At 70.5% G+C, this 17,086-nt stretch carries 23 protein-coding genes; 12 read left to right on the top strand and 11 right to left on the bottom strand.

The window, feature by feature from the left end:
* Positions 1 to 24 precede the first annotated feature (24 nt).
* Positions 25 to 801 (bottom strand): EAL domain-containing protein, encoded by a 777-nt coding sequence (locus OB08_RS12475; protein WP_461475184.1) that lies wholly within the window; start codon positions 799 to 801, stop codon positions 25 to 27.
* A gap of 128 nt (positions 802 to 929) precedes the next feature.
* Here OB08_RS12475 and OB08_RS12470 point away from each other — a divergent pair, with 128 nt between their 5' ends.
* Positions 930 to 1,244 carry a DUF7882 family protein gene (locus OB08_RS12470; protein ID WP_461475182.1) on the top strand — a complete coding sequence of 105 codons (315 nt, stop codon included), beginning with the start codon at positions 930 to 932 and terminating at the stop codon, positions 1,242 to 1,244.
* 83 nt (positions 1,245 to 1,327) lie between these two features.
* Positions 1,328 to 1,543, top strand: a complete 216-nt coding sequence (locus OB08_RS12465) for a hypothetical protein (protein WP_461475180.1) — start codon at positions 1,328 to 1,330, stop codon at positions 1,541 to 1,543.
* Positions 1,544 to 1,548: 5 nt separating this feature from the next.
* Here the strand turns inward: OB08_RS12465 and OB08_RS12460 are convergent, their stop codons facing one another.
* On the bottom strand, positions 1,549 to 2,109 hold the full coding sequence (locus OB08_RS12460) for a thioesterase family protein (RefSeq protein ID WP_461475178.1): 561 nt from the start codon (positions 2,107 to 2,109) through the stop codon (positions 1,549 to 1,551).
* Between the two features lie 154 nt (positions 2,110 to 2,263).
* On the opposite strand from OB08_RS12460, the gene OB08_RS12455 reads away from it, so the two are divergent.
* Both OB08_RS12455 and cofE read left to right on the top strand, forming a co-directional pair.
* Positions 2,264 to 2,770 carry a GNAT family N-acetyltransferase gene (locus tag OB08_RS12455; protein ID WP_461475176.1) on the top strand — a complete coding sequence of 169 codons (507 nt, stop codon included), beginning with the start codon at positions 2,264 to 2,266 and terminating at the stop codon, positions 2,768 to 2,770.
* A gap of 11 nt (positions 2,771 to 2,781) precedes the next feature.
* The gene (gene cofE, locus OB08_RS12450; protein WP_461475175.1) at positions 2,782 to 3,546 is read left to right on the top strand and encodes a coenzyme F420-0:L-glutamate ligase; all 765 of its coding nucleotides are present in this window, start codon (positions 2,782 to 2,784) and stop codon (positions 3,544 to 3,546) included.
* A 30-nt stretch (positions 3,547 to 3,576) separates the two neighbouring features.
* Here the strand turns inward: cofE and OB08_RS12445 are convergent, their stop codons facing one another.
* The 3 genes from OB08_RS12445 to OB08_RS12435 are packed head-to-tail and all read right to left on the bottom strand — an operon-like array spanning position 3,577 to position 7,070.
* Entirely contained in the window at positions 3,577 to 5,310 is a 1,734-nt protein-coding gene (locus OB08_RS12445; RefSeq protein WP_461475173.1) for a cytochrome b/b6 domain-containing protein, read from the bottom strand.
* Positions 5,311 to 5,316: 6 nt separating this feature from the next.
* On the bottom strand, positions 5,317 to 6,282 hold the full coding sequence (locus OB08_RS12440; protein WP_461475171.1) for an electron transfer flavoprotein subunit alpha/FixB family protein: 966 nt from the start codon (positions 6,280 to 6,282) through the stop codon (positions 5,317 to 5,319).
* An 11-nt stretch (positions 6,283 to 6,293) separates the two neighbouring features.
* Complete coding sequence (locus OB08_RS12435) at positions 6,294 to 7,070, bottom strand: electron transfer flavoprotein subunit beta/FixA family protein (protein WP_461475169.1); 777 nt, start codon at positions 7,068 to 7,070, stop codon at positions 6,294 to 6,296.
* Positions 7,071 to 7,255: 185 nt separating this feature from the next.
* On the opposite strand from OB08_RS12435, the gene OB08_RS12430 reads away from it, so the two are divergent.
* The gene (locus OB08_RS12430) at positions 7,256 to 7,792 is read left to right on the top strand and encodes a MarR family winged helix-turn-helix transcriptional regulator (RefSeq protein WP_461475167.1); all 537 of its coding nucleotides are present in this window, start codon (positions 7,256 to 7,258) and stop codon (positions 7,790 to 7,792) included.
* A 7-nt stretch (positions 7,793 to 7,799) separates the two neighbouring features.
* Here OB08_RS12430 and OB08_RS12425 read toward each other — a convergent pair whose 3' ends face one another.
* A complete protein-coding gene (locus OB08_RS12425; protein ID WP_461475165.1) occupies positions 7,800 to 8,576 on the bottom strand; it encodes an enoyl-CoA hydratase in 777 nt (258 codons plus the stop codon).
* A 181-nt stretch (positions 8,577 to 8,757) separates the two neighbouring features.
* Here OB08_RS12425 and OB08_RS12420 point away from each other — a divergent pair, with 181 nt between their 5' ends.
* From OB08_RS12420 to OB08_RS12395, 6 genes are all read left to right on the top strand, one after another.
* Complete coding sequence (locus OB08_RS12420) at positions 8,758 to 9,045, top strand: WXG100 family type VII secretion target (RefSeq protein WP_144807092.1); 288 nt, start codon at positions 8,758 to 8,760, stop codon at positions 9,043 to 9,045.
* 62 nt (positions 9,046 to 9,107) lie between these two features.
* On the top strand, positions 9,108 to 9,434 hold the full coding sequence (locus tag OB08_RS12415) for a hypothetical protein (protein WP_461475163.1): 327 nt from the start codon (positions 9,108 to 9,110) through the stop codon (positions 9,432 to 9,434).
* 12 nt (positions 9,435 to 9,446) lie between these two features.
* Positions 9,447 to 10,811, top strand: a complete 1,365-nt coding sequence (locus tag OB08_RS12410; RefSeq protein WP_461475161.1) for a hypothetical protein — start codon at positions 9,447 to 9,449, stop codon at positions 10,809 to 10,811.
* A 10-nt stretch (positions 10,812 to 10,821) separates the two neighbouring features.
* Positions 10,822 to 11,418, top strand: coding sequence for a hypothetical protein (locus OB08_RS12405; protein WP_461475159.1), 597 nt, complete (start codon positions 10,822 to 10,824; stop codon positions 11,416 to 11,418).
* Positions 11,415 to 11,957 (top strand): hypothetical protein, encoded by a 543-nt coding sequence (locus OB08_RS12400; RefSeq protein ID WP_461475157.1) that lies wholly within the window; start codon positions 11,415 to 11,417, stop codon positions 11,955 to 11,957. The genes OB08_RS12405 and OB08_RS12400 overlap by 4 nt, the downstream gene beginning before the upstream one ends.
* A complete protein-coding gene (locus OB08_RS12395; protein ID WP_461475155.1) occupies positions 11,954 to 12,850 on the top strand; it encodes a hypothetical protein in 897 nt (298 codons plus the stop codon). Before OB08_RS12400 ends, OB08_RS12395 begins: the two co-directional genes overlap by 4 nt.
* Before the next feature lie 7 nt (positions 12,851 to 12,857).
* On the opposite strand, the gene mmsB is transcribed toward OB08_RS12395, so the two are convergent.
* The 3 genes from mmsB to OB08_RS12380 form a co-directional block, all read right to left on the bottom strand.
* A complete protein-coding gene (gene mmsB / locus OB08_RS12390; protein WP_461475154.1) occupies positions 12,858 to 13,763 on the bottom strand; it encodes a 3-hydroxyisobutyrate dehydrogenase in 906 nt (301 codons plus the stop codon).
* A gap of 1 nt (position 13,764) precedes the next feature.
* Positions 13,765 to 14,928, bottom strand: coding sequence for an acyl-CoA dehydrogenase family protein (locus OB08_RS12385; RefSeq protein ID WP_461475152.1), 1,164 nt, complete (start codon positions 14,926 to 14,928; stop codon positions 13,765 to 13,767).
* A gap of 187 nt (positions 14,929 to 15,115) precedes the next feature.
* Complete coding sequence (locus OB08_RS12380) at positions 15,116 to 15,448, bottom strand: YciI family protein (RefSeq protein ID WP_461475150.1); 333 nt, start codon at positions 15,446 to 15,448, stop codon at positions 15,116 to 15,118.
* Between the two features lie 175 nt (positions 15,449 to 15,623).
* Between OB08_RS12380 and OB08_RS12375 the strand changes: the two genes are divergently transcribed.
* Positions 15,624 to 16,286, top strand: coding sequence for a hypothetical protein (locus tag OB08_RS12375; protein WP_461475148.1), 663 nt, complete (start codon positions 15,624 to 15,626; stop codon positions 16,284 to 16,286).
* 30 nt (positions 16,287 to 16,316) lie between these two features.
* Here the strand turns inward: OB08_RS12375 and OB08_RS12370 are convergent, their stop codons facing one another.
* Positions 16,317 to 16,823, bottom strand: a complete 507-nt coding sequence (locus OB08_RS12370) for a 2'-5' RNA ligase family protein (RefSeq protein WP_461475147.1) — start codon at positions 16,821 to 16,823, stop codon at positions 16,317 to 16,319.
* Between the two features lie 46 nt (positions 16,824 to 16,869).
* Positions 16,870 to 17,043 (bottom strand): hypothetical protein, encoded by a 174-nt coding sequence (locus OB08_RS12365; protein ID WP_461475145.1) that lies wholly within the window; start codon positions 17,041 to 17,043, stop codon positions 16,870 to 16,872.
* Positions 17,044 to 17,086: the final 43 nt, after the last annotated feature.

Below are 17,086 nucleotides of genomic sequence, written 5' to 3'. Positions count from 1 at the left end.
CACCAACCTGAACGCCGAGTACATCTAGCGGGCCGGGTCTCCGAGGAGCCGCTCGAATTCCTCGACGTCCATCGGCGCCGCCAGGAGGTATCCCTGGCCCCGATGGCAGCCTCGGTCGATCGACCGTTCCAGGTCGTCCGTGGTCTCGATCCCCTCGGCCACGATGCGCCATCCCTGCGCGTCGGCGCGGGAGACGACTTCCGCCACGGCGGCGTCGGCCTCGGCATCCGCTCGCTGGATGAGGGACCGGTCGATCTTGACCTCGTCGATGGGCAGGGACTCGATCATCGCGAGCGTCGTCTCCCCCGCGCCGAAGTCGTCGATCGAGATCGCGACGCCGAACGAGCGCAGCCGATGGAGGGCCTCCACCATCTGCGGCTGAAGCTGCGGCCACGGAGTCTCGGTGATCTCGATGGTCACGGCGGCGGGGTCGACGCCGAAGCGATCGAGGCGGGTGACCACCGCATCCGCGTAGCTGAGGGTGATGTGCGTCGGGGAGGCGTTGGCCGCCAGCCCGACGGTGCGCCCGCTCCGCTGCCACTCGACGAGCTGCGTCGCGCCGCGTTCGAGCATCTGGATGTCGATGTCCTCGACGAGGTTGGCCTCCTCGGCCAGCGGGATGAACGTGGAAGGCGGCACGTCGCCGTCGTCTCGGCTCCATCGGCAGAGCGCCTCGACCGCGACCGGACGCGGCTCGATGGCCGCTCCGTCCAACTCGAACTGCGGCTGGTACGCGATCGTGAGGGTACGGTCGGCGATGGCCTGCTGCAGATCGCGGACGAGCGTGTCGGTTGAGGTCACCGTCTCACCCTGGGGCAGGGGCCCGAGCGGCGCAACACCCGACAAGGGTGACAGAAAAGCGTATACTGCGCCGAACACCCGAGGCCAGGGTCGGATCACCGGCTCGCGGCCCGGGTTAGTCTGGCGTGATGGGCACCCTCACGTACGACTCCAAGGTCGCCGTCTCGATCGATGACCGGGTCCTCGCCCACCTGCAGGTCGTGATCTGGGGCAAGCTGCGCCGCGGGGAGCAGTTCCCCTTCACATGGACCGATCCGATGCGCAGCGGCATGGGCCGCACGTCGGTGTGGCTGAGTCCGCACGTGCCGCTCACGTTCGAGTACTTCGGCAGTCGCCAGCCGCGGCTCAACACCGCGTGGGTCGAGGCGCTGACCAAGTCGGCGAACTCGCCGGCGGGCCTGTCGATCGTTCCCGAGCCGGACGATCCGTCGCCCGTCAAGTAGCACGGCCCGGTTTCCGAATACCCGTCGATCGGCGGGTTGTCAAGAGCGGACGCCGGCGCGCGACGCCACCTAGCGTCGACGACATGAACGTCAGACGCGAACGCGGTGTGTACATCGCCAGCACGAGCCGTGGCCGACTGGTCGGCGAGTTCGGCTCGCGCGGCGAGGCGCTCGACGCCGTGGGCCGGGGTCCGCTGACCTCACTCGAGCCGACGCGGGTGTGGACGGCCCTCCTCGTGACGGTGAACGTCGCGATGATCGGGGCCCTGTCGGTCCTCGGGTCGGTCCTGATGCGCTGAGGCGCTCAGTTCCAGAGGCTCGGCGCCTCGGCGCGCGAGGGCGGGAGCGCGGATGCCGCGGCCCAGTCGTGCACCCATGCGTCGACCTCCGGGATCCCGTCCGGATAGCCCACCGCCCCGAAGAGCTCCTCGTGCGACAGTGTTCCGCCGCTGCGCTTCATCATCCGGGCGCGCACGATCACCCGTGCGTACAGCTCGCCATCGACGACCGCGCGGTGCTCGAGATAGACGGCCTTGTCGTCGTGTCCGACCATGCGCGACTCGACGTCGAAGCGCTGCCAGAGCTCGAGCGATTTGCGGAACGTCACCGTCTCGCTGGAGACGACGGCGTACCACCCGCGGCTGCGCATGACGTCCCACAGCCCGGTGCGCACCAGCAGATCCCAGCGGCCGAGGTCGAACAGCGACAGATACCGGCCGTTGTTCATGTGCATGAGGATGTCGAGGTCGGTCGGCAGCGTGGTGAGGCGGATGCGCCCCACCTCGGTCGGTCCGATACGTCCTTCGCGGCGGACGCGCCGTCGCGCGCCGAGCATCACGAGCAGGGTCCGCCAGATCACATTCACGGGGAGTGATGGTAGCGATCCACGACCCGGAACGACATTCGGTTGTGGACTCCCGACAGCGCAGGCAGGAGCATCCGCTGCTCGTGACACGCCCGGCCCACGGTGCCCGTCCGGTCGATTTCGCGTCGCGCGACGGCGAGCGTAGAGTCTGGCCATGGAAGCCGACCTCCAGACCGACATCGTCGTCCGTCCGGTTCGCGACGTGGATGCAGAGGCCCTGGGCCGTGTTCACGCGACCTGCTGGCACGAGACCTACGACCACCTCATCAGCAAGGCCGCCCTCGAGGCCGTCTCGCCCAAGCGTCTCGCCGAGCTGTGGACGCACTGGGCCGTCCAGGGTCCCGACTTCAAGATGTTCGCGGCGCTCGTCGGCGGCGAGATCGTCGGCTTCGCCGGCTCGGGCCCTGCGCGTGACAAGGACGCCCCGCGCTTCCGCGAGCTGTACTTCATCTACCTGCTCGACGAGTTCCACGGCACCGGCATCGGGCAGCGCCTGTTCGACTCGGTCGTCGCCGCGGATGAGGAGCTCTACCTCTGGGTCGCGGACGACAACCCCCGCGCGCACCGCTTCTACACGCGCAACGGGTTCACGCTCGACGGCGCTGCCCACACCGAGCCGTTCCTGGGTGAGACGCTCACCGAGGTCCGCTTCGTCCGCTGAGCACGCCTGACGTGCTGCAGGTCTGGCCCCTGGACGGGATCCCCGAGATCACGCCCGGCACCGATCTGGTGACCGTGATCGCGGACGCCGCCGCCGGCGGGCTCGCCGACGGCGACATCCTCGTGGTGACGTCGAAGATCGTGTCGAAGGCCGAGGGCCGCATCGTGCCCGCGGACGACCGTGAGGACGCCATCACCGCCGAGACCGTCCGGATCGTGGCGACGCGCCAGACGCCGAACGGCGGCACCACGCGCATCGTGCAGAACCGGCTCGGCATGGTGTCGGCGGCAGCGGGCGTCGACGCCTCGAACACGCCTCATGGCACGATCCTCCTGCTGCCCGAGGATCCCGATCTGTCGGCCCGACTCATCGCGGCGGGGCTGCGCGAACGCCTCGGCGTCGAGGTCGGCGTGCTCGTGTCCGACACGCTCGGGAGGGCGTGGCGCGACGGCCAGACCGATCACGCGATCGGCGCCGCCGGGGTCCACGTGTTCGAGGATCTGCGCGGCGGCACGGACGCCGAGGGCCGTCCGCTCGTCGTGACCATGCCGTGCGTCGCCGACGAGCTCGCCGGCGCGGCCGACCTCGTCAAGGGGAAGGCCGGCCGCCGTCCGGTCGCGGTGGTCCGTGGGCGACCCGACCTCGTGGGCTCGCTCGACCTTCCGGGGGCGCGGTCGATCGTGCGCCCGCTCGAGCGCGACATGTTCCGGCTCGGAGCCGACGAGGCGTACGCCGAGGGGTTCGCGGCGGGCGCGGCATCCGTCGCCGACGACTGACGCGCGCTCAGCCCCACGCGCCGTCGCGCGTCAGCGCCCGGACACCTTGCCGAACAGGCGCGCGATCGGTGCCAGGACGAGCGGGCGGGCCGCGATCCAGGCGATCACGATCACGACGATCGAGACGCCGAAGATCCAGAATCCGGTCCAGTTCATGAGGTAGGCGTCGGGGTCTGTCGACCCCTGCGCGGCGTACATGTGGTTCAGGTTGCGCAGCGCTCCGGTCGCGAAGACGAGCACGACGTGCACGAAGATGAACAGCACGAAGTAGAGCATCACCGGGAAGTGGATCGCCCGCGCCCACTCCACGGGGTAGATCCGGTTGAGGGTCTTCGCGTTCTTCGGCCAGACCCCGCTCATCCGCACACCCGTGACGATCGCGAGCGGCGCCGCGAGGAAGACGGTGGCGAAGTACGCCAGCTGCTGCAGCGAGTTGTAGTTGACCCAGCCGTTCTCGGTCGGCCAGTCCAGCGACACGTACTGCAGGCCCGCACTGATCGCGTTGGGGAACACCTCCCACGACGTGGGCACGATCCGCATCCACTGCCCCGTGAGGAACAGCAGCACCACGAAGACCACGCCGTTGACGATCCACAGGATGTCGAGCGACTGGTGGAACCACAGGTTCAGGCTGATCTTGCGCCTGCCGTTGTTCCGCGGCGACCAGAACACGCTCGGCCGCTTCTCGGTGCGCACCTGCAGCCCCGACCGGATGATCAGCACCATCAGGAAGACGTTGAAGAAGTGCTGCCACCCCAGCCACGCCGGGATCCCGACCGGCGCACCCTCCGGCAGGTGGTACTCGCCCGGGTACGCCGCGAGGAAGTCGACACCCCACTGCGTGGACAGCAGCCACCGCACCGCGAACACAGCCATGAGGCCCGCGTAGAGCAGCCCGCCACCGCCGACCACCACGATGCCGGCCCACTCGAGCAGCGTGAAGCGCCCGAGACGCCGCGGCTCGCGCTTGGGCTCGGGGCGCGTGCGCGCCGCCGCGCCAAGCCACACCGTGCGGGTGAACGGCAACGGCGCGGAGTAGTCGCGCACCGCCGTCGCCGCACGCGCTCTCTGGAGCCCGGGTTCGGCCGCGGCGGGCGTGGGAGCGGGAAGGGATGCCTCGGCCGCCGGCAGCGCGGGCTCGGCCACCGGCAGCGCGGGCTTGGTCATCGGCGCTGCAGCGAAGAGCCCGGGTGGCGGCCACGCGTCGCCGCCGGGCGTGCGCGGGAGCCCTCGGCGCATCGCGGGTTCGGTCACGCGTGCAGCGGTCTGCGCGGGCGCTGGCGCGATCGGCGCCGGCACGGCGCCCGTCTCCTGCGCGGGCGCCTCGGATTCCTGCGGCGCCTGCAGGGAAGTGGCGCCGTCAACGGACGCAGGGACGGTGGTGGCCGCGACGACGACAGGAGCGGGAGCGGATGCCGGGGGCCAGGGCTCGCCGCCGAGCACGCGGGGCAGACCCCGGCGCAGCCGGCGCGCACCCGGCGCGGCAGGGACCGCGGCGGGCGCTGCGGCGGCTGGTGTGGGAACGGCCGGGGCCGCGAGTGCTCCTGTTTCCTGCGACAGCGCCTCCGTTTGCTGGGGCGCTCGCAGGGAACTGGCGCGGTCGGCCTCGGCGACTCCCGTCGCGGAAGCCTCCGGCGCGCCGACGCCGGGCGATGCGGCGACCGCCTCGGCCTCGGCGACGGGCGCCTCTCCGGCCGGCGGCCAGGGCTCGCCGCCGGGCCGCCGCGGGAGGCCGCGTCGGATCGTCTGCGAGAAGGTCGCCACGCCGCGTTACGCCTTCTTGGCCTCGAGCGCCGCGATCAGCTGCGGCACGACGGTGAACAGGTCGCCGACGACGCCGTAGTCGGCGATGTCGAAGATCGGGGCATCCGCGTCCTTGTTGATCGCGACGATCGTCTTCGCGGTCTGCATGCCCGCCTTGTGCTGGATGGCGCCCGAGATGCCGAGGGCGACGTAGAGCTGCGGGGCGACCGAGACGCCGGTCTGCCCGACCTGGTACGACTGCGGCACATACCCCGCGTCGACGGCGGCGCGCGACGCGCCGACCGCGGCGCCCAGCACGTCGGCCAGCTGGTCGACGAGGGCGAACTTCTCCTCCGATCCGAGCCCGCGACCGCCCGAGACGACCTTGGCGGCACCGCGCAGCTCGGGTCGCGACGACGAGACGACGGCCTCTTCGACGGCCCCCACGGTCGCCGTCCTGCGGCCGGACGGCGTGACGGCGAGATGCTCGACGGGCGGCGAGGTGACCGCCTCGGCGCGGGCGTCGACCGCGCCCTGGCGGATCGTGATGACCGGCGCGCCCCAGGTCACCGCGGCGTCGACGTTGTACGCGCCCCCGTAGACCGAGTGGTGGGCGACGACACCCTCCGCGTCGCGCGAGACGCCGACGGCGTCGACACACAGACCGGAGCGCGAGCGGGCGGCGTAGCGCCCCGCCGCCTCCCGGCCATCGATCGAGTGCGACACGAGCACGGCGTCGGGACGCACGAGGTCGGCCGCGGCGGCGAGCGCGTCGACGACCGGCACGACGAGGCCCTCGCCGGGTGCCGCGACGAGGACGGATGCTGCGCCCAGGGCCGCGGCATCCGTCGCCAGCTTCTCGTCACCGACGATCAGCGCGACCGGTGTGCCCACCTGGGCGGCAGCGCCCAGGAGACCGGCGGCCGACTTGGCGAGCGCGCCCGACGGTGTGACGTCGAGCAGGACGAGGATCGAGTCTTCGGCGAAGGTCATGTCAGCCATCCCTAGGCGAGCCGGTTCTGGATGAGGAACTCGGCGAGCTTCTCGCCGGCGTCGCCCTCGTCGACGATCTTCACGCCCGCCTCGCGCGGCGGCTTCTCACTGAGGGCGATCACGATCGATCGGGCGGCATCGGGGTCATGCGCCTCGATGCCGAGGTCGTCGAGGGAGAGCGTCTCGAACGGCTTCTTCTTCGCAGCCATGATGCCTTTGAAGTTGGGGAAGCGGGCGTCGGGGAGCGCCTCGGTGATCGAGATCACGGCGGGCAGCTCGGCCGTGACCTGCGCGGTCGCGCCGTCGCTCGCCCGCACACCCGACACGCTGCCGTCGGAGATCTCGACCGAGTTGAGGGACGTGGCGGCCGGGACGTCGAGCAGTTCAGCGACCATGGCGGCCATCACGCCACCCGACCCGTCGGTCGACTGGTTGCCGGCGATCACGAGGTCGAACCCGACACGCTTGACGGCGGCGGCGAGCACCTCGGCGGTGAGCCCGAGATCGGCCCCGAGCAACGCCTCGTCGATGACCTGCACCGCAGACGCGGCGCCCATCGCGAGGCCCTTGCGCACGGTGGCGGACGCCGACTCCGGAGCGACCGACAGCACGACGACCTCGGTTCCGGCGTTCTTGTCGGCGTACGACAGCGCGACCTCGAGCGCACGTTCGCCGATCTCGTCGAGCACCGACTCGCTCGCCGCCCGGTCGGCCAGACCGGTCTCGAGGCTGAGCTTGCGATCCCCGTACGTATCCGGGACTTCCTTGACCAGGACGACGATCTTCATTGCCATCTCCTCACGCTGCGGACGAGTCTATGGCGCACCTCGCTGTGTACCCAATCGACCGTGGGCGGCGCACAACTTCGCGGCGCGACCGGCCTCTGTGTATACATAGAGTGCCCAAACCCCGCCTCCGAGCCTTCCCTCGCCGGGCCGCGGCCAACGGTACGGTGGGACCGAGGAGGTGCCCTGTGTCCGCGCCACGACGACTGCCCGTCGACCCGATCGCCGAAGCCAAGCGGCAGTGGGTCGAGCACGGGTGGGAGCCCGCCGCCGCCGGCATGACCGCCGTCACCTCGATCATCCGCGCGCAGCAGCTCATGTTCGCCCGCATCGACGCGACGCTCAAGCCGTTCGGCCTGTCGTTCGCCCGGTACGAGATGCTGCGCCTGCTGGCCTTCACAAGAGCGGGACGGATGCCGATGGCCAGCGCCATCGCGCGCCTCCAGGTGCACCCGACCAGCGTCACCAACACGGTCGACCGCCTCGCGCGCGACGGCCTGGTGACCCGCGAGCCGCATCCGATCGACGGACGCGCGGCGATGCTCGTCATCACGCCCGCCGGGCTCGACCTGGTCGAGGACGCGACCGTGGCGCTCAACGAGGGTGTGTTCGAGGACGTCGGCCTCACCGACGACGACACGGCCGAGCTGGTCCGCATCATCGCGCGATTCCGGAAGGACTCGGGCGATTTCACCGACCCGAGGCCGCAGCCCGAGCCGCTCTGATCGCGCGTCAGCGACCCTGGAAGTCGGGCGACCGCTTCTCGCGGAACGCCGCCATGCCTTCTTTCTGATCCTCCGTGTCGAACAGGCTCGCGAACACGTGGCGCTCGAGGCGCAGGCCCTCGGCGAGGGGAACCTCCATCGCCGCGTCGAGCGCGGCCTTGGCCGCATACAGCGAGGGCAGCGACTTGGCGGCGATCGCCTCGGCGAGCTTCGCGGCCTCGTCGAGGAGGTCGGCGGCCGGCACGACGCGCGACACGAGTCCGGAGCGCTCGGCCTCCGCGGCATCCATCATCCGGCCCGACAGGATCAGGTCGGCCGCCTTGTAGTAGCCGACCGCGCGGATGAGCCGCTGCGAGCCGCCCATGCCGGGGATCACGCCGAGGTTGATCTCGGGCTGCCCGAACTTCGCCGTGTCTGCGGCGAGGATGATGTCGCACATCATCGCGAGCTCACAGCCGCCGCCGAGCGCGTAGCCGGCGACCGCCGCGATGACCGGCGTGCGCACCCCGGCGAACTGCGTCCAGCCGCCGAAGTGGTCGGCCATCAGCATCTCGAGCCCGGTCTTGGACTCCATCTCCTTGATGTCGGCACCGGCGGCGAAGGCGCGCTCCGAGCCGGTGAGCACGATGGCGCCGATGCTCGCGTCGGCATCGAAGACGGATGCCGCGGCCACGACGTCCTTCATCGTCTGGGTGTTGAGCGCATTGAGCGCCTCGGGACGGTTGAGCGTGATCCAGCCCACGCCTCCGCGCGTCTCGACGAGGATGGTCTCGTACTCGGTCATCGCTGCCTCCCGCAAGTCCGTGCGTCGTCGCACACCGCTTCCGATCGTATAGAGGAGACACGGACCGGCCGTGCCCACCTGTGGACACGGCATGGGGAATCCTCCCCATGGGAAGCGTTCGCCACCTCGGTTAGCCTGACGTGGGGGCCGACACCGGTCCGAGCTTTCGAAGGGATTGACCATGGCGGATTTCAAGGCTTCATACGGCGAGATGGAAGCGATGTCGGGCAAGCTCGACAGCGGTCGCGAGGAGATCGGCGACATCCTGCGTCGCCTCAAGAGCGACGTGGACCGGCTCCTCGGCGACGACTTCAAGACGCAGCACGCGTCGGGCAAGTTCGGTGAGGGCTACAACGAGCTGACCACCGGTCTGGAGAAGGCCATCGAGGGCATCTCCGACATGGGCGAGTCGCTGCGCAAGATGCAGCAGGCCATCAAGGACACCGACCAGGCACTCGCCGGCAACTGACCGCCGATCGATGGGAAGGGGATGCACATCCCCTTCCCATCGTCGTCAGATGAGGAGCGGACGTGGCTGACGTCTACATCAAGGTGGACCACCTGAACCGGCTGAACGGGTCTCTCAAGCAGATCATCGTCGAGTTCGAAGACGCCGAGGAGCGCACCGACGACCTGCAGGACCTCATCGCGCGCCCCGACGGACGCAACAGCCTCTACAAGCGGACGCACGAGTTCGAGGGCGGGTGGAACGACCGGCGCAAGCAGCTCCTCGAGAAGCTGAGCAACATCCAGGCCGCGGTCGAGTCCACGTGCACCGGCTGGCAGGAGTTCGACCTCGAGCTCTCCCGCGACCTCTCGCTGCGCGAGTCCGACGCCGACAACCTTCCCGTGCGCTGAGCAGGAACGACGATGACGACGATCTACACCAAGAGCCAGCACCGCGTCCACGTGATCGAGGGCGACGCGCAGGGCATCATCGACCGCGGGCGCGAGATCTCCCGGCTCGGACGCCAGATGATCGGTGCCGCCGGCGTGCTGAGCGCGATCGCGGACGGCGCGACCGAAGAGAAGGGCCGCTCGATCGAGCGGATCAAGGACGAGGTGGGCGACGCCCACGAGGAGCTCGCCCTCGCCGGCGAGCGGTACAAGCCGACCGGCACGGCCATGACGGCGTACGGCCAGTCGCTCAGCGGCGTGCAGGCGAAGCTGCGTCCGCTCGTGCTCGAGATCGAAGAGGCCAAGCGCCAGCTCGTCGCGAAGATGAGCGCCGCGAGCGAGGCGCAGGATGCGGCGGAGGAGTCCGCCGACTACGACCCCGCCGATTCGACGGCGCAGGGCACGCACCAGGCCGACCAGTGGCAGGCGCGCGAAGCGGGCATCGCCGCCGGCAACGCCCAGATCTACTTCGACGGGCTGCTCGAGGACTTCGACACCCAGTGGCGCATCTGGGACGAGGCGTACGACACCGCACTCGGCGCGATCGAGGATGCCACCGAGGGCAACGTCAGCGACTCGTGGACCGACAACATCGCCGACATCGTGCAGATCGTCGTCGACGTCGTGACCGTGATCGGCATCATCGTGACCATCGCGGCCCTGATCATCGGCGGCCCGATCCTCGCGCTCATCGCCGTGGCGCTCGCGGTCGTGATCCTTCTCGGGACGCTCATCCTCTACGACGCCGGCAGGGCCACGAAGGGCGACCTCGCGTGGGCGATCGTCGGCGTGCTGCCGTTCGGCCGCCTCGGGTCGCTGTTCAAGGCCGGTTCGCGCCTGCAGGCGCTCAAGTTCTTCGCGGGGCCGGTGTTCGAGATCGGCGACGCGATCGGCGACATCCGCCGCCTGCGCGGGATCCGGCTCGCGGTCGAGACCATGGGCTCGGGCCACGGCCTCGGCAACGCCGCCCGTGCGGGCCTCGCATCGCGCATCGCGGACACCTTCTCGGGTCTGCGCCTCCGCGACATCGGCATCGGCACCCTCGTGCAGAACATCCGACGCGGCGGCGGCGCCTGGACGGTGAACATCGCCGACGAGTTCGCCGACTTCTCCAGCCACCACCAGTCCGTCGTCAACGCGGTGTCGGATGCGGGCGACATCATCAACCGCGCCGCCGACATCCCCGGTCCCGGCCAGATCGCCACCAACATCGGCGACTTCGCGGTGAAGCTCACCGCTCTCGGCCGCGACACGCGCCAGGTGTTCGACATGATCACCGACTCCCCCTTCCAGCTCCCCGCCGGCGTCGACACGTGGCGCGAGCAGCTGGCGGGATAGCCTGGACGCGATGCCAGAGCTGACCCATACCGTCCCGGCGTACCGCCTCCTCCTCCCCGAGGGGTGGGAGGAACTCCCCGCAGATCGCGCAGGGGTGGAGGAGCTGATCCGACGCACGTCGGAGGTCTTCCGCTCGCAGCACCGTCCCGACCTCGACGCGCAGATGCGCACCCTGCTCGAGGTGGCGTACCGCAAGATGAAGCAGGCGCGGGTGTTCGCGCTCTACCTTCAGACCTCGGCCAGGGACGTGCCCCTGCCCATGTCGATCACGGCATCGACGGTGTCCGGCCAGCTGGGTGGCACCCTCGACCGCCAGGTCGCCCGCCTGGTCCGCGAGAACGGGGCGCAGTTCCTCACCGACGACCGCTCGATCCTGCGCTGGGAGGCCGCGGTGGGTTCGCGCGCCGAGGCGGACGGCGCCGCGGCCCATGTCGTGGACTACCTCATCCCGATCCCAGGGTCGGAGCGCCGGAGCGCCCTGCAGTTCACCACGACCATCCCGCTCCCCGCCGACCACGGGCCGGAGCTGGCCCCGCTCATCGACGGGCTCACGCAGCTCAGCGACCTGCTCATCAGCACCTTCACCTGGGATCGGAGCGCCCAGTGATCCCCTACCACCTCGACTACGACGACAGCGTGTGGCTGCCGGTGCCGGAGCAGCCGACCGAAGAGTGGCCGGACGAACTCGTCGCGCACTACACGCGCGGACTCGGAGGGATGTCCCCGACGCTCGCCGACGCCCTCCGCAGAGTCGCCGAGACGGCGACCGCCATGCGCACGGAGCTCACGGACCAGCTGCTCGTGTTCTGCCCGCCGCACCTCGCGCCGGCGATCGGCTTCGTCGGCGTCCAGGTTGTCGAAGACCCCGACACCGGGCTGGATGATGCCGTCGCCGGCGATCCCACCGGCGTACTGCTCCCCAACGTCGAAGCCGTCGCCGACGAGTACTGGGGCGAGGGGCGCCGCGCGGCGATCGTCACCGAATCGTCGAAGCCCGGCATCCAGGCCGGAAGGTTCAACTACGCGTTCCGTCGCGCGGACTCCCTGCTCGTCGCGACCGCGATCGCGGACACGATCCCCTACGCGACGACGATGCTGGCGCACAGCGACCGGCTCGTGACCTCGACCCGGCTGGAGGGCGAATGAGCATCCGCACGCACGTCGTCGAAGTCGCCCGCAGCGTGCCGCTGTCAGGCGATGAGCGTCCGCGCGACATCGCCCGGACGCTGCAGCAGCCGCTGGTCGAGGGCCTCGACCAGGCGACGGCCGAGCGGCTGGCTCGCGCGGATCGCACCTTCGCCGCTCGCGTGGCCGAGTGGGAGGCGCGCGCCGGAGAGAAGCCGGCGCGTCAGCGGCGCCTGGTCACGCCCTGGCCGGATCTCGTGGCGATCTTCGCGGTGGCGAGCGCCATGGGCGCAGCAGCAGGCGCCGGGCGACTGACCGGCGGCACGCCGATGAACAGCCTTCCGGTGGTCGCGCCGACCGTCGTCATCAGCCTCTCGATCGCGCTGCTGCTCCTCGCAGCCGGCGCCCTGTTCGCCCGGCGCGAGCGGTCGACCCTGCTCGCGCAGTACGAGGACTCGGCCGCGGTGTCGCGATCCGGCTTCCTCGGTGCGAGCGCGGCGCTCAGCGTCGTCGCGCTGATCGCGATGATCGTCCGCCTGCTCACGGACGACGTCTTCCCGCTCGCCGTCGTCGCGACCGTGATGGCGGGCGTCACGACCGTCGTCACCGTGGCTCTGGCGATCTCCGCGTACCGCCTCGCGCGCGCGAGCGCCTCCGGCGGGAAGCTGATCCACCGCTCGCGGCGCACCGCTCAGGGATCGCTCCGCAACGAGGCGCTCAGCGCGTCCGAAGACGCCCGCGATCAGGCCGCTGACGCGCTCGAGGCCACGACCCCGAGCGTGCGGGACGAACTCGCCGCGGCGTACCAGGAGGCGGTGTCGCAGCTTGCCGCGCGGAAGATCCTTCCCTCCGCCACGCTCAAGCGGCTGACGCCGAGCGATTGGATCGCCGCCCGCTACGACGTCGAGACCTGACGCCGCGTCAGCGGCTGTCGTCGCGGATCGTGTTGATGATCCCCGAGAAGTCCTGACCGGCGCCCGCGCCGTCGGCGTACTGCCGGTAGATCTCGCGCGCGAGCATGCCCATGCGTGCATCGACCCCGGTCGACACGATGGCGTGCTCGGCGAGTCCGAGGTCCTTCGACATCAGGGCGCCCGCGAACCCCGGCTGGTAGTCGCGGTTGGCCGGGCTCGTCGGCACAGGCCCCGGGACGGGGCAGTTCGTCGTCAGCGCCCAGCACTGGCCCGAGGCGTTCGACGCGACGTCGAACAGCGCCTGGTGCGAGAGTCCGAGCCGCTCCCCGAGCACGAACGCCTCGGCGACCGCGATCTGCGACACCGCGAGGATCATGTTGTTGCAGACCTTCGCCGCCTGGCCGAGTCCCGCCCCGCCGCAGTGGACGACGCGGCGGCCCATCGCCTCGAGCACCGGCCGTGCCGTCTCGAAGTCTTCGTCGGTGCCGCCGACCATGAAGGCCAGGCTGGCGTTCTCGGCACCGACGACGCCGCCCGAGACGGGTGCGTCGAGCGAGCGATGCCCGGCCGCCTCGGCGGCCTCATGCGCCGCGCGGGCCTCGTCGACGGCGATGGTGGACGAGTCGATGAAGAGGGTTCCCGGGGCGGCGACGTCGAGCAGACCCTCCGCGCCGTCGACGCCGCGGTACGCGTCCAGCACCTGCGTGCCGGACTGGAACATCGTGATCACGATGTCGGCCTCGGCTGCCTGCACAGCGGCGGCACCCGACTCGGCGACGGCCAGGCCACCCTGGGCCGCGGCATCCATCGCCCCCTGGAAGACGTCGAACCCGACGACGTCGTGCCCGGCGGCCGCCAGGTTGCGGGCCATCGGCAGGCCCATGTGCCCGAGTCCGAGGAAGGCGATGCGCATGTCAGGCTCCCAGCAGTTCGCGGCCGATGATGACCCGCATGATCTCGTTCGTGCCCTCGAGGATCTGATGCACGCGCAGGTCGCGCACCACCTTCTCGATGCCGTAGTCGTGGAGGTAGCCGTAGCCGCCGTGCAGCTGCAGGGCCTCGTTCGCCACGCGGAAGCCGGCGTCCGTCGCGTAGCGCTTGGCCATCGCGCACTGCATCGACTTGTCGGGGGCGTTCGTGTCGACGGCGGCCGCCGCGCCGGTCACGAGTGCCCGCGCGGCCCGCAGCTCGGTCGCCATGTCGGCGAGGGTGAAGACGACCGACTGCTTCTCGGCGAGCGGCTCGCCGAACGTGAAGCGCTCATGCACGTAGCGGATGGCCTGGTCGAGCGCCCACTGCGCGCCGCCGAGCGAGCACGCCGCGATGTTGATGCGACCGCCGTCGAGCGCCGACATCGCGATCTTGAAGCCCTGGCCCTCGTTGCCGAGGAGGTTGGCCGCGGGCACGCGCACCTCGTCGAGGATGACCTGGCGCGTCGGCTGGGCGTTCCACCCCATCTTCTTCTCATTGACGCCGAACGACAGCCCGGCCGTATCGGCGGGGACGAGGAAGGCGGTGATGCCGCGGGCGCCCGGGTCGCCGGTGCGTGCCATGACGATGTAGACGGATGCCTCGCCCGCACCCGAGATGAACTGCTTGACGCCCGTCAGCACGAACTCGTCGCCGTCGCGGATCGCGGTCGTGGTGATGGCGGCGGCGTCGGAGCCGGCGCCCGGCTCGGTGAGGCAGTAGCTGCCGAAGCCGCGCATCGAGGTGAGCAGCGGCAGCCACTCCTGGCGCTGGGCGTCGCTGCCGTAGGTGTCGATCATCCACGCGACCATGTTGTGGATCGAGATGTAGGCGGCGATCGCCGGGTCGCCGACGGCGATCTCCTCGAAGATTGCCACGGCATCGGTACGGGTGAGGCCCGTGCCGCCGACGTCCTCGCGCACGTAGATGCCGCCGAGCCCCAGCTCTCCTGCGCGGTGGAGGGTCTCGCGCGGGAAGTGCTTCTGCTCGTCCCACTCGAGGGCGTGCGGCGCCAGCTCGGCGTCGGCGAACTCGCGCACCGCCTCGATGATCGCGGCGCGGTCGTCAGCGGAGAGCGGTTCGGCGGGGGTGGTGATCGTCATGGACATCGTTGCTCCTTCAGCCTCACCCGAACGTCTTCATGGGGCATCCTGGTGAAAGTCACCGTGCCTTCTTTGGCACGATGCTGATTTTACATGGACTTCCATGTATCTGCGAGGGAGTCAGTGTTTTCGGCTCCGTCGACGCGTCGACGACCCCCGCATGCGATCGCTGCGGAGGTCGTCGCGGCGCCGTCTACTCGCCCCAGGGCGCGAAGGCGCGGAGCTCGATCTGCCCGTTGCGGGCCATGGGGTGGCGCGACGCGATCTCGATCGCCTCGTCGAGATCGGCGACGTCGAGGATGTCGAATCCGAGGATCACCTCGCTCGTCTCGGCGAACGGCCCGCGCGTCGTGAGCACCTTCCCGCCGCGCACGCGCACGACGGTCGATTCGGCGACGGGTGCCAGCACCTCGCCGATCACCCGCTTGCCGCTCGCATCGAGGGGATCGACCCACTCGTTGATGTCGGACTCGTCCGACTGCTGATCCGGCTGCGCATCGCTGACGACGAACATCATGAACTTCATGGTCTGATCCTTCCGTGACGGGATGGCCGGACACCACCCTCACCTCGGGCGTCGTGCGACCCCGACGGGGATCGACGTTTCGCGCGAATCCGTTCTGCCGGCACGGTGACCGGGCTGCCGCGCGCTCGTCCAAGGTGGCGAACGCCTTCCCCCCGCGGCGCGGTACATTCCTCTCGTGCGCCCTCGCCTGATCCCTGTCCTCGTCATCGCGGCCGTGGTCGTCTCGGGCTGCGCGTCGACGCCGCCCTCGATCTCCCCTGCGGCCACGACCGAGCCGACCCCCGGCGGGCCTTCGCCCGAAGCCATACCGAACGCCCGCCTCGTCGTCGGCATCGAAGGCGTGACCTACGAGGGCGCGGACGAGGCGGAGGAGTTCCTGTTCGCCGGCGCCGGTGAGGGAGACGAACTGCTCGCGCTGATCGAAGAGCTCTCGGGCGAGCCGCGCTCGGGTGAGGAGATCGAGGGTCCCTACGGCGGACTCTGGGGCACCGGTTACGAGTGGGATGAGATCACCGTGACCGTGAGCGGCGAGAACGAGGATCGGATGAGCGTGGCGGTCCGCGCGACGGAGATCGGCGGCGTCCCCGTCGTCACGGCGGACGGCGATCTGGCCGTCGGCTCGTCGCGCGAGGACGCGGTCGCCGCAGGTGCGCGCGACGGCTGGGACGCCGATGAGGACGGCACCGCCGACTACCTCGACCTCGGCGAGACCGAAGTGCCTGGCACCCAGTCGCTCCAGAACCCCGGCGACGTCGGCATCATGTTCGTCATGCTCGGCCTGACCGGAGACACCATCAGCGAGATCCAGGCTCCCGCGAACGACTTCAGCGACATCTGACGCACGGTTCGCCGCCCCGCCGCGCCCAGCTCAGCCGAGCGGGGTGACGGTGGCGGATGCCGCATCCCACCGCCGCAGCGCGACGGCCTCGCCGGCGTGCTCGCGGTCGAGCAGCCGGAGCGCCTGCGGGAGCACATCCAGCGGCAGCCGGCGGGCGAGGGTGACGTGCGGCGTCCACGCTCCGGGGGCCGTGTGCGCGGCATCCGGCCCCTCGGGAGCTTCACGATGGACGGACGCGTGCAGCGCGAGGAGCGCCGCATCGGGCACGACCTGGCGGGCGAGGACCGCACGCTCGCCGTGTGCGAAGACGATGGGAGAGCCGAGCGTCACGGGCAGCGGGAGGCGCGAGACCGCTTCCGCGAAGGCGACCTCCGGCAGCGAAGGGCGCACGAGCAGGGTGAGGTGGGGACGATTGCTGGGTGCACGGTGAGACGCCAGGCTCGACAGCCCGGCCTCGGCGAGGCGGTCCCACTCCGCGCGGACCGCGCTCTCGGTCTCGGAGTCGAAGAGCACCTCGATGCTCACGATGTCGCTCATGTCAGAGCGACCGTACCCGCGCTCGGGCGGCAGGTCGAGCCCGGGATCAGAGGCTTTCGAGCACGCCCGCGCCGAACACGAGCGCGGCGGCGACCACGGTGGCCGTCACGGCGACAGCCGCGATGAGCACGACGAGGATGTTGCCGGCGAGGGTGAGCAGCAGGGCGCCCGCTGTCGAGAGACCCCTGCCGGTGGTGTGGATGGGGGAGGTCGCTGTCACCCTTCCGACGCTACGGACGCTCCGCCCGGCGCGCGTCCGCCGG

Source organism: Microbacterium sp. HJ5 (genome assembly GCF_054824025.1).
Note: the sequence above shows the minus strand (reverse complement) of the source record. Positions and strands in the feature narration are given on the sequence as shown.

What these genes read in the sequence shown, in the direction of transcription:
- OB08_RS12420 (WP_144807092.1), top strand. Translation starts at nt 8,758, where the DNA reads ATGGCGGATTTCAAGGCTTCATACGGCGAGATGGAAGCGATGTCGGGC.
- OB08_RS12425 (WP_461475165.1), bottom strand. Translation starts at nt 8,576, where the DNA reads ATGACCGAGTACGAGACCATCCTCGTCGAGACGCGCGGAGGCGTGGGC.
- OB08_RS12410 (WP_461475161.1), top strand. Translation starts at nt 9,447, where the DNA reads ATGACGACGATCTACACCAAGAGCCAGCACCGCGTCCACGTGATCGAG.
- OB08_RS12455 (WP_461475176.1), top strand. Translation starts at nt 2,264, where the DNA reads ATGGAAGCCGACCTCCAGACCGACATCGTCGTCCGTCCGGTTCGCGAC.
- OB08_RS12395 (WP_461475155.1), top strand. Translation starts at nt 11,954, where the DNA reads ATGAGCATCCGCACGCACGTCGTCGAAGTCGCCCGCAGCGTGCCGCTG.
- OB08_RS12370 (WP_461475147.1), bottom strand. Translation starts at nt 16,823, where the DNA reads ATGAGCGACATCGTGAGCATCGAGGTGCTCTTCGACTCCGAGACCGAG.
- OB08_RS12405 (WP_461475159.1), top strand. Translation starts at nt 10,822, where the DNA reads ATGCCAGAGCTGACCCATACCGTCCCGGCGTACCGCCTCCTCCTCCCC.
- OB08_RS12465 (WP_461475180.1), top strand. Translation starts at nt 1,328, where the DNA reads ATGAACGTCAGACGCGAACGCGGTGTGTACATCGCCAGCACGAGCCGT.
- OB08_RS12435 (WP_461475169.1), bottom strand. Translation starts at nt 7,070, where the DNA reads ATGAAGATCGTCGTCCTGGTCAAGGAAGTCCCGGATACGTACGGGGAT.
- OB08_RS12440 (WP_461475171.1), bottom strand. Translation starts at nt 6,282, where the DNA reads ATGACCTTCGCCGAAGACTCGATCCTCGTCCTGCTCGACGTCACACCG.
- OB08_RS12470 (WP_461475182.1), top strand. Translation starts at nt 930, where the DNA reads ATGGGCACCCTCACGTACGACTCCAAGGTCGCCGTCTCGATCGATGAC.
- OB08_RS12380 (WP_461475150.1), bottom strand. Translation starts at nt 15,448, where the DNA reads ATGAAGTTCATGATGTTCGTCGTCAGCGATGCGCAGCCGGATCAGCAG.
- mmsB (WP_461475154.1), bottom strand. Translation starts at nt 13,763, where the DNA reads ATGCGCATCGCCTTCCTCGGACTCGGGCACATGGGCCTGCCGATGGCC.
- OB08_RS12385 (WP_461475152.1), bottom strand. Translation starts at nt 14,928, where the DNA reads ATGTCCATGACGATCACCACCCCCGCCGAACCGCTCTCCGCTGACGAC.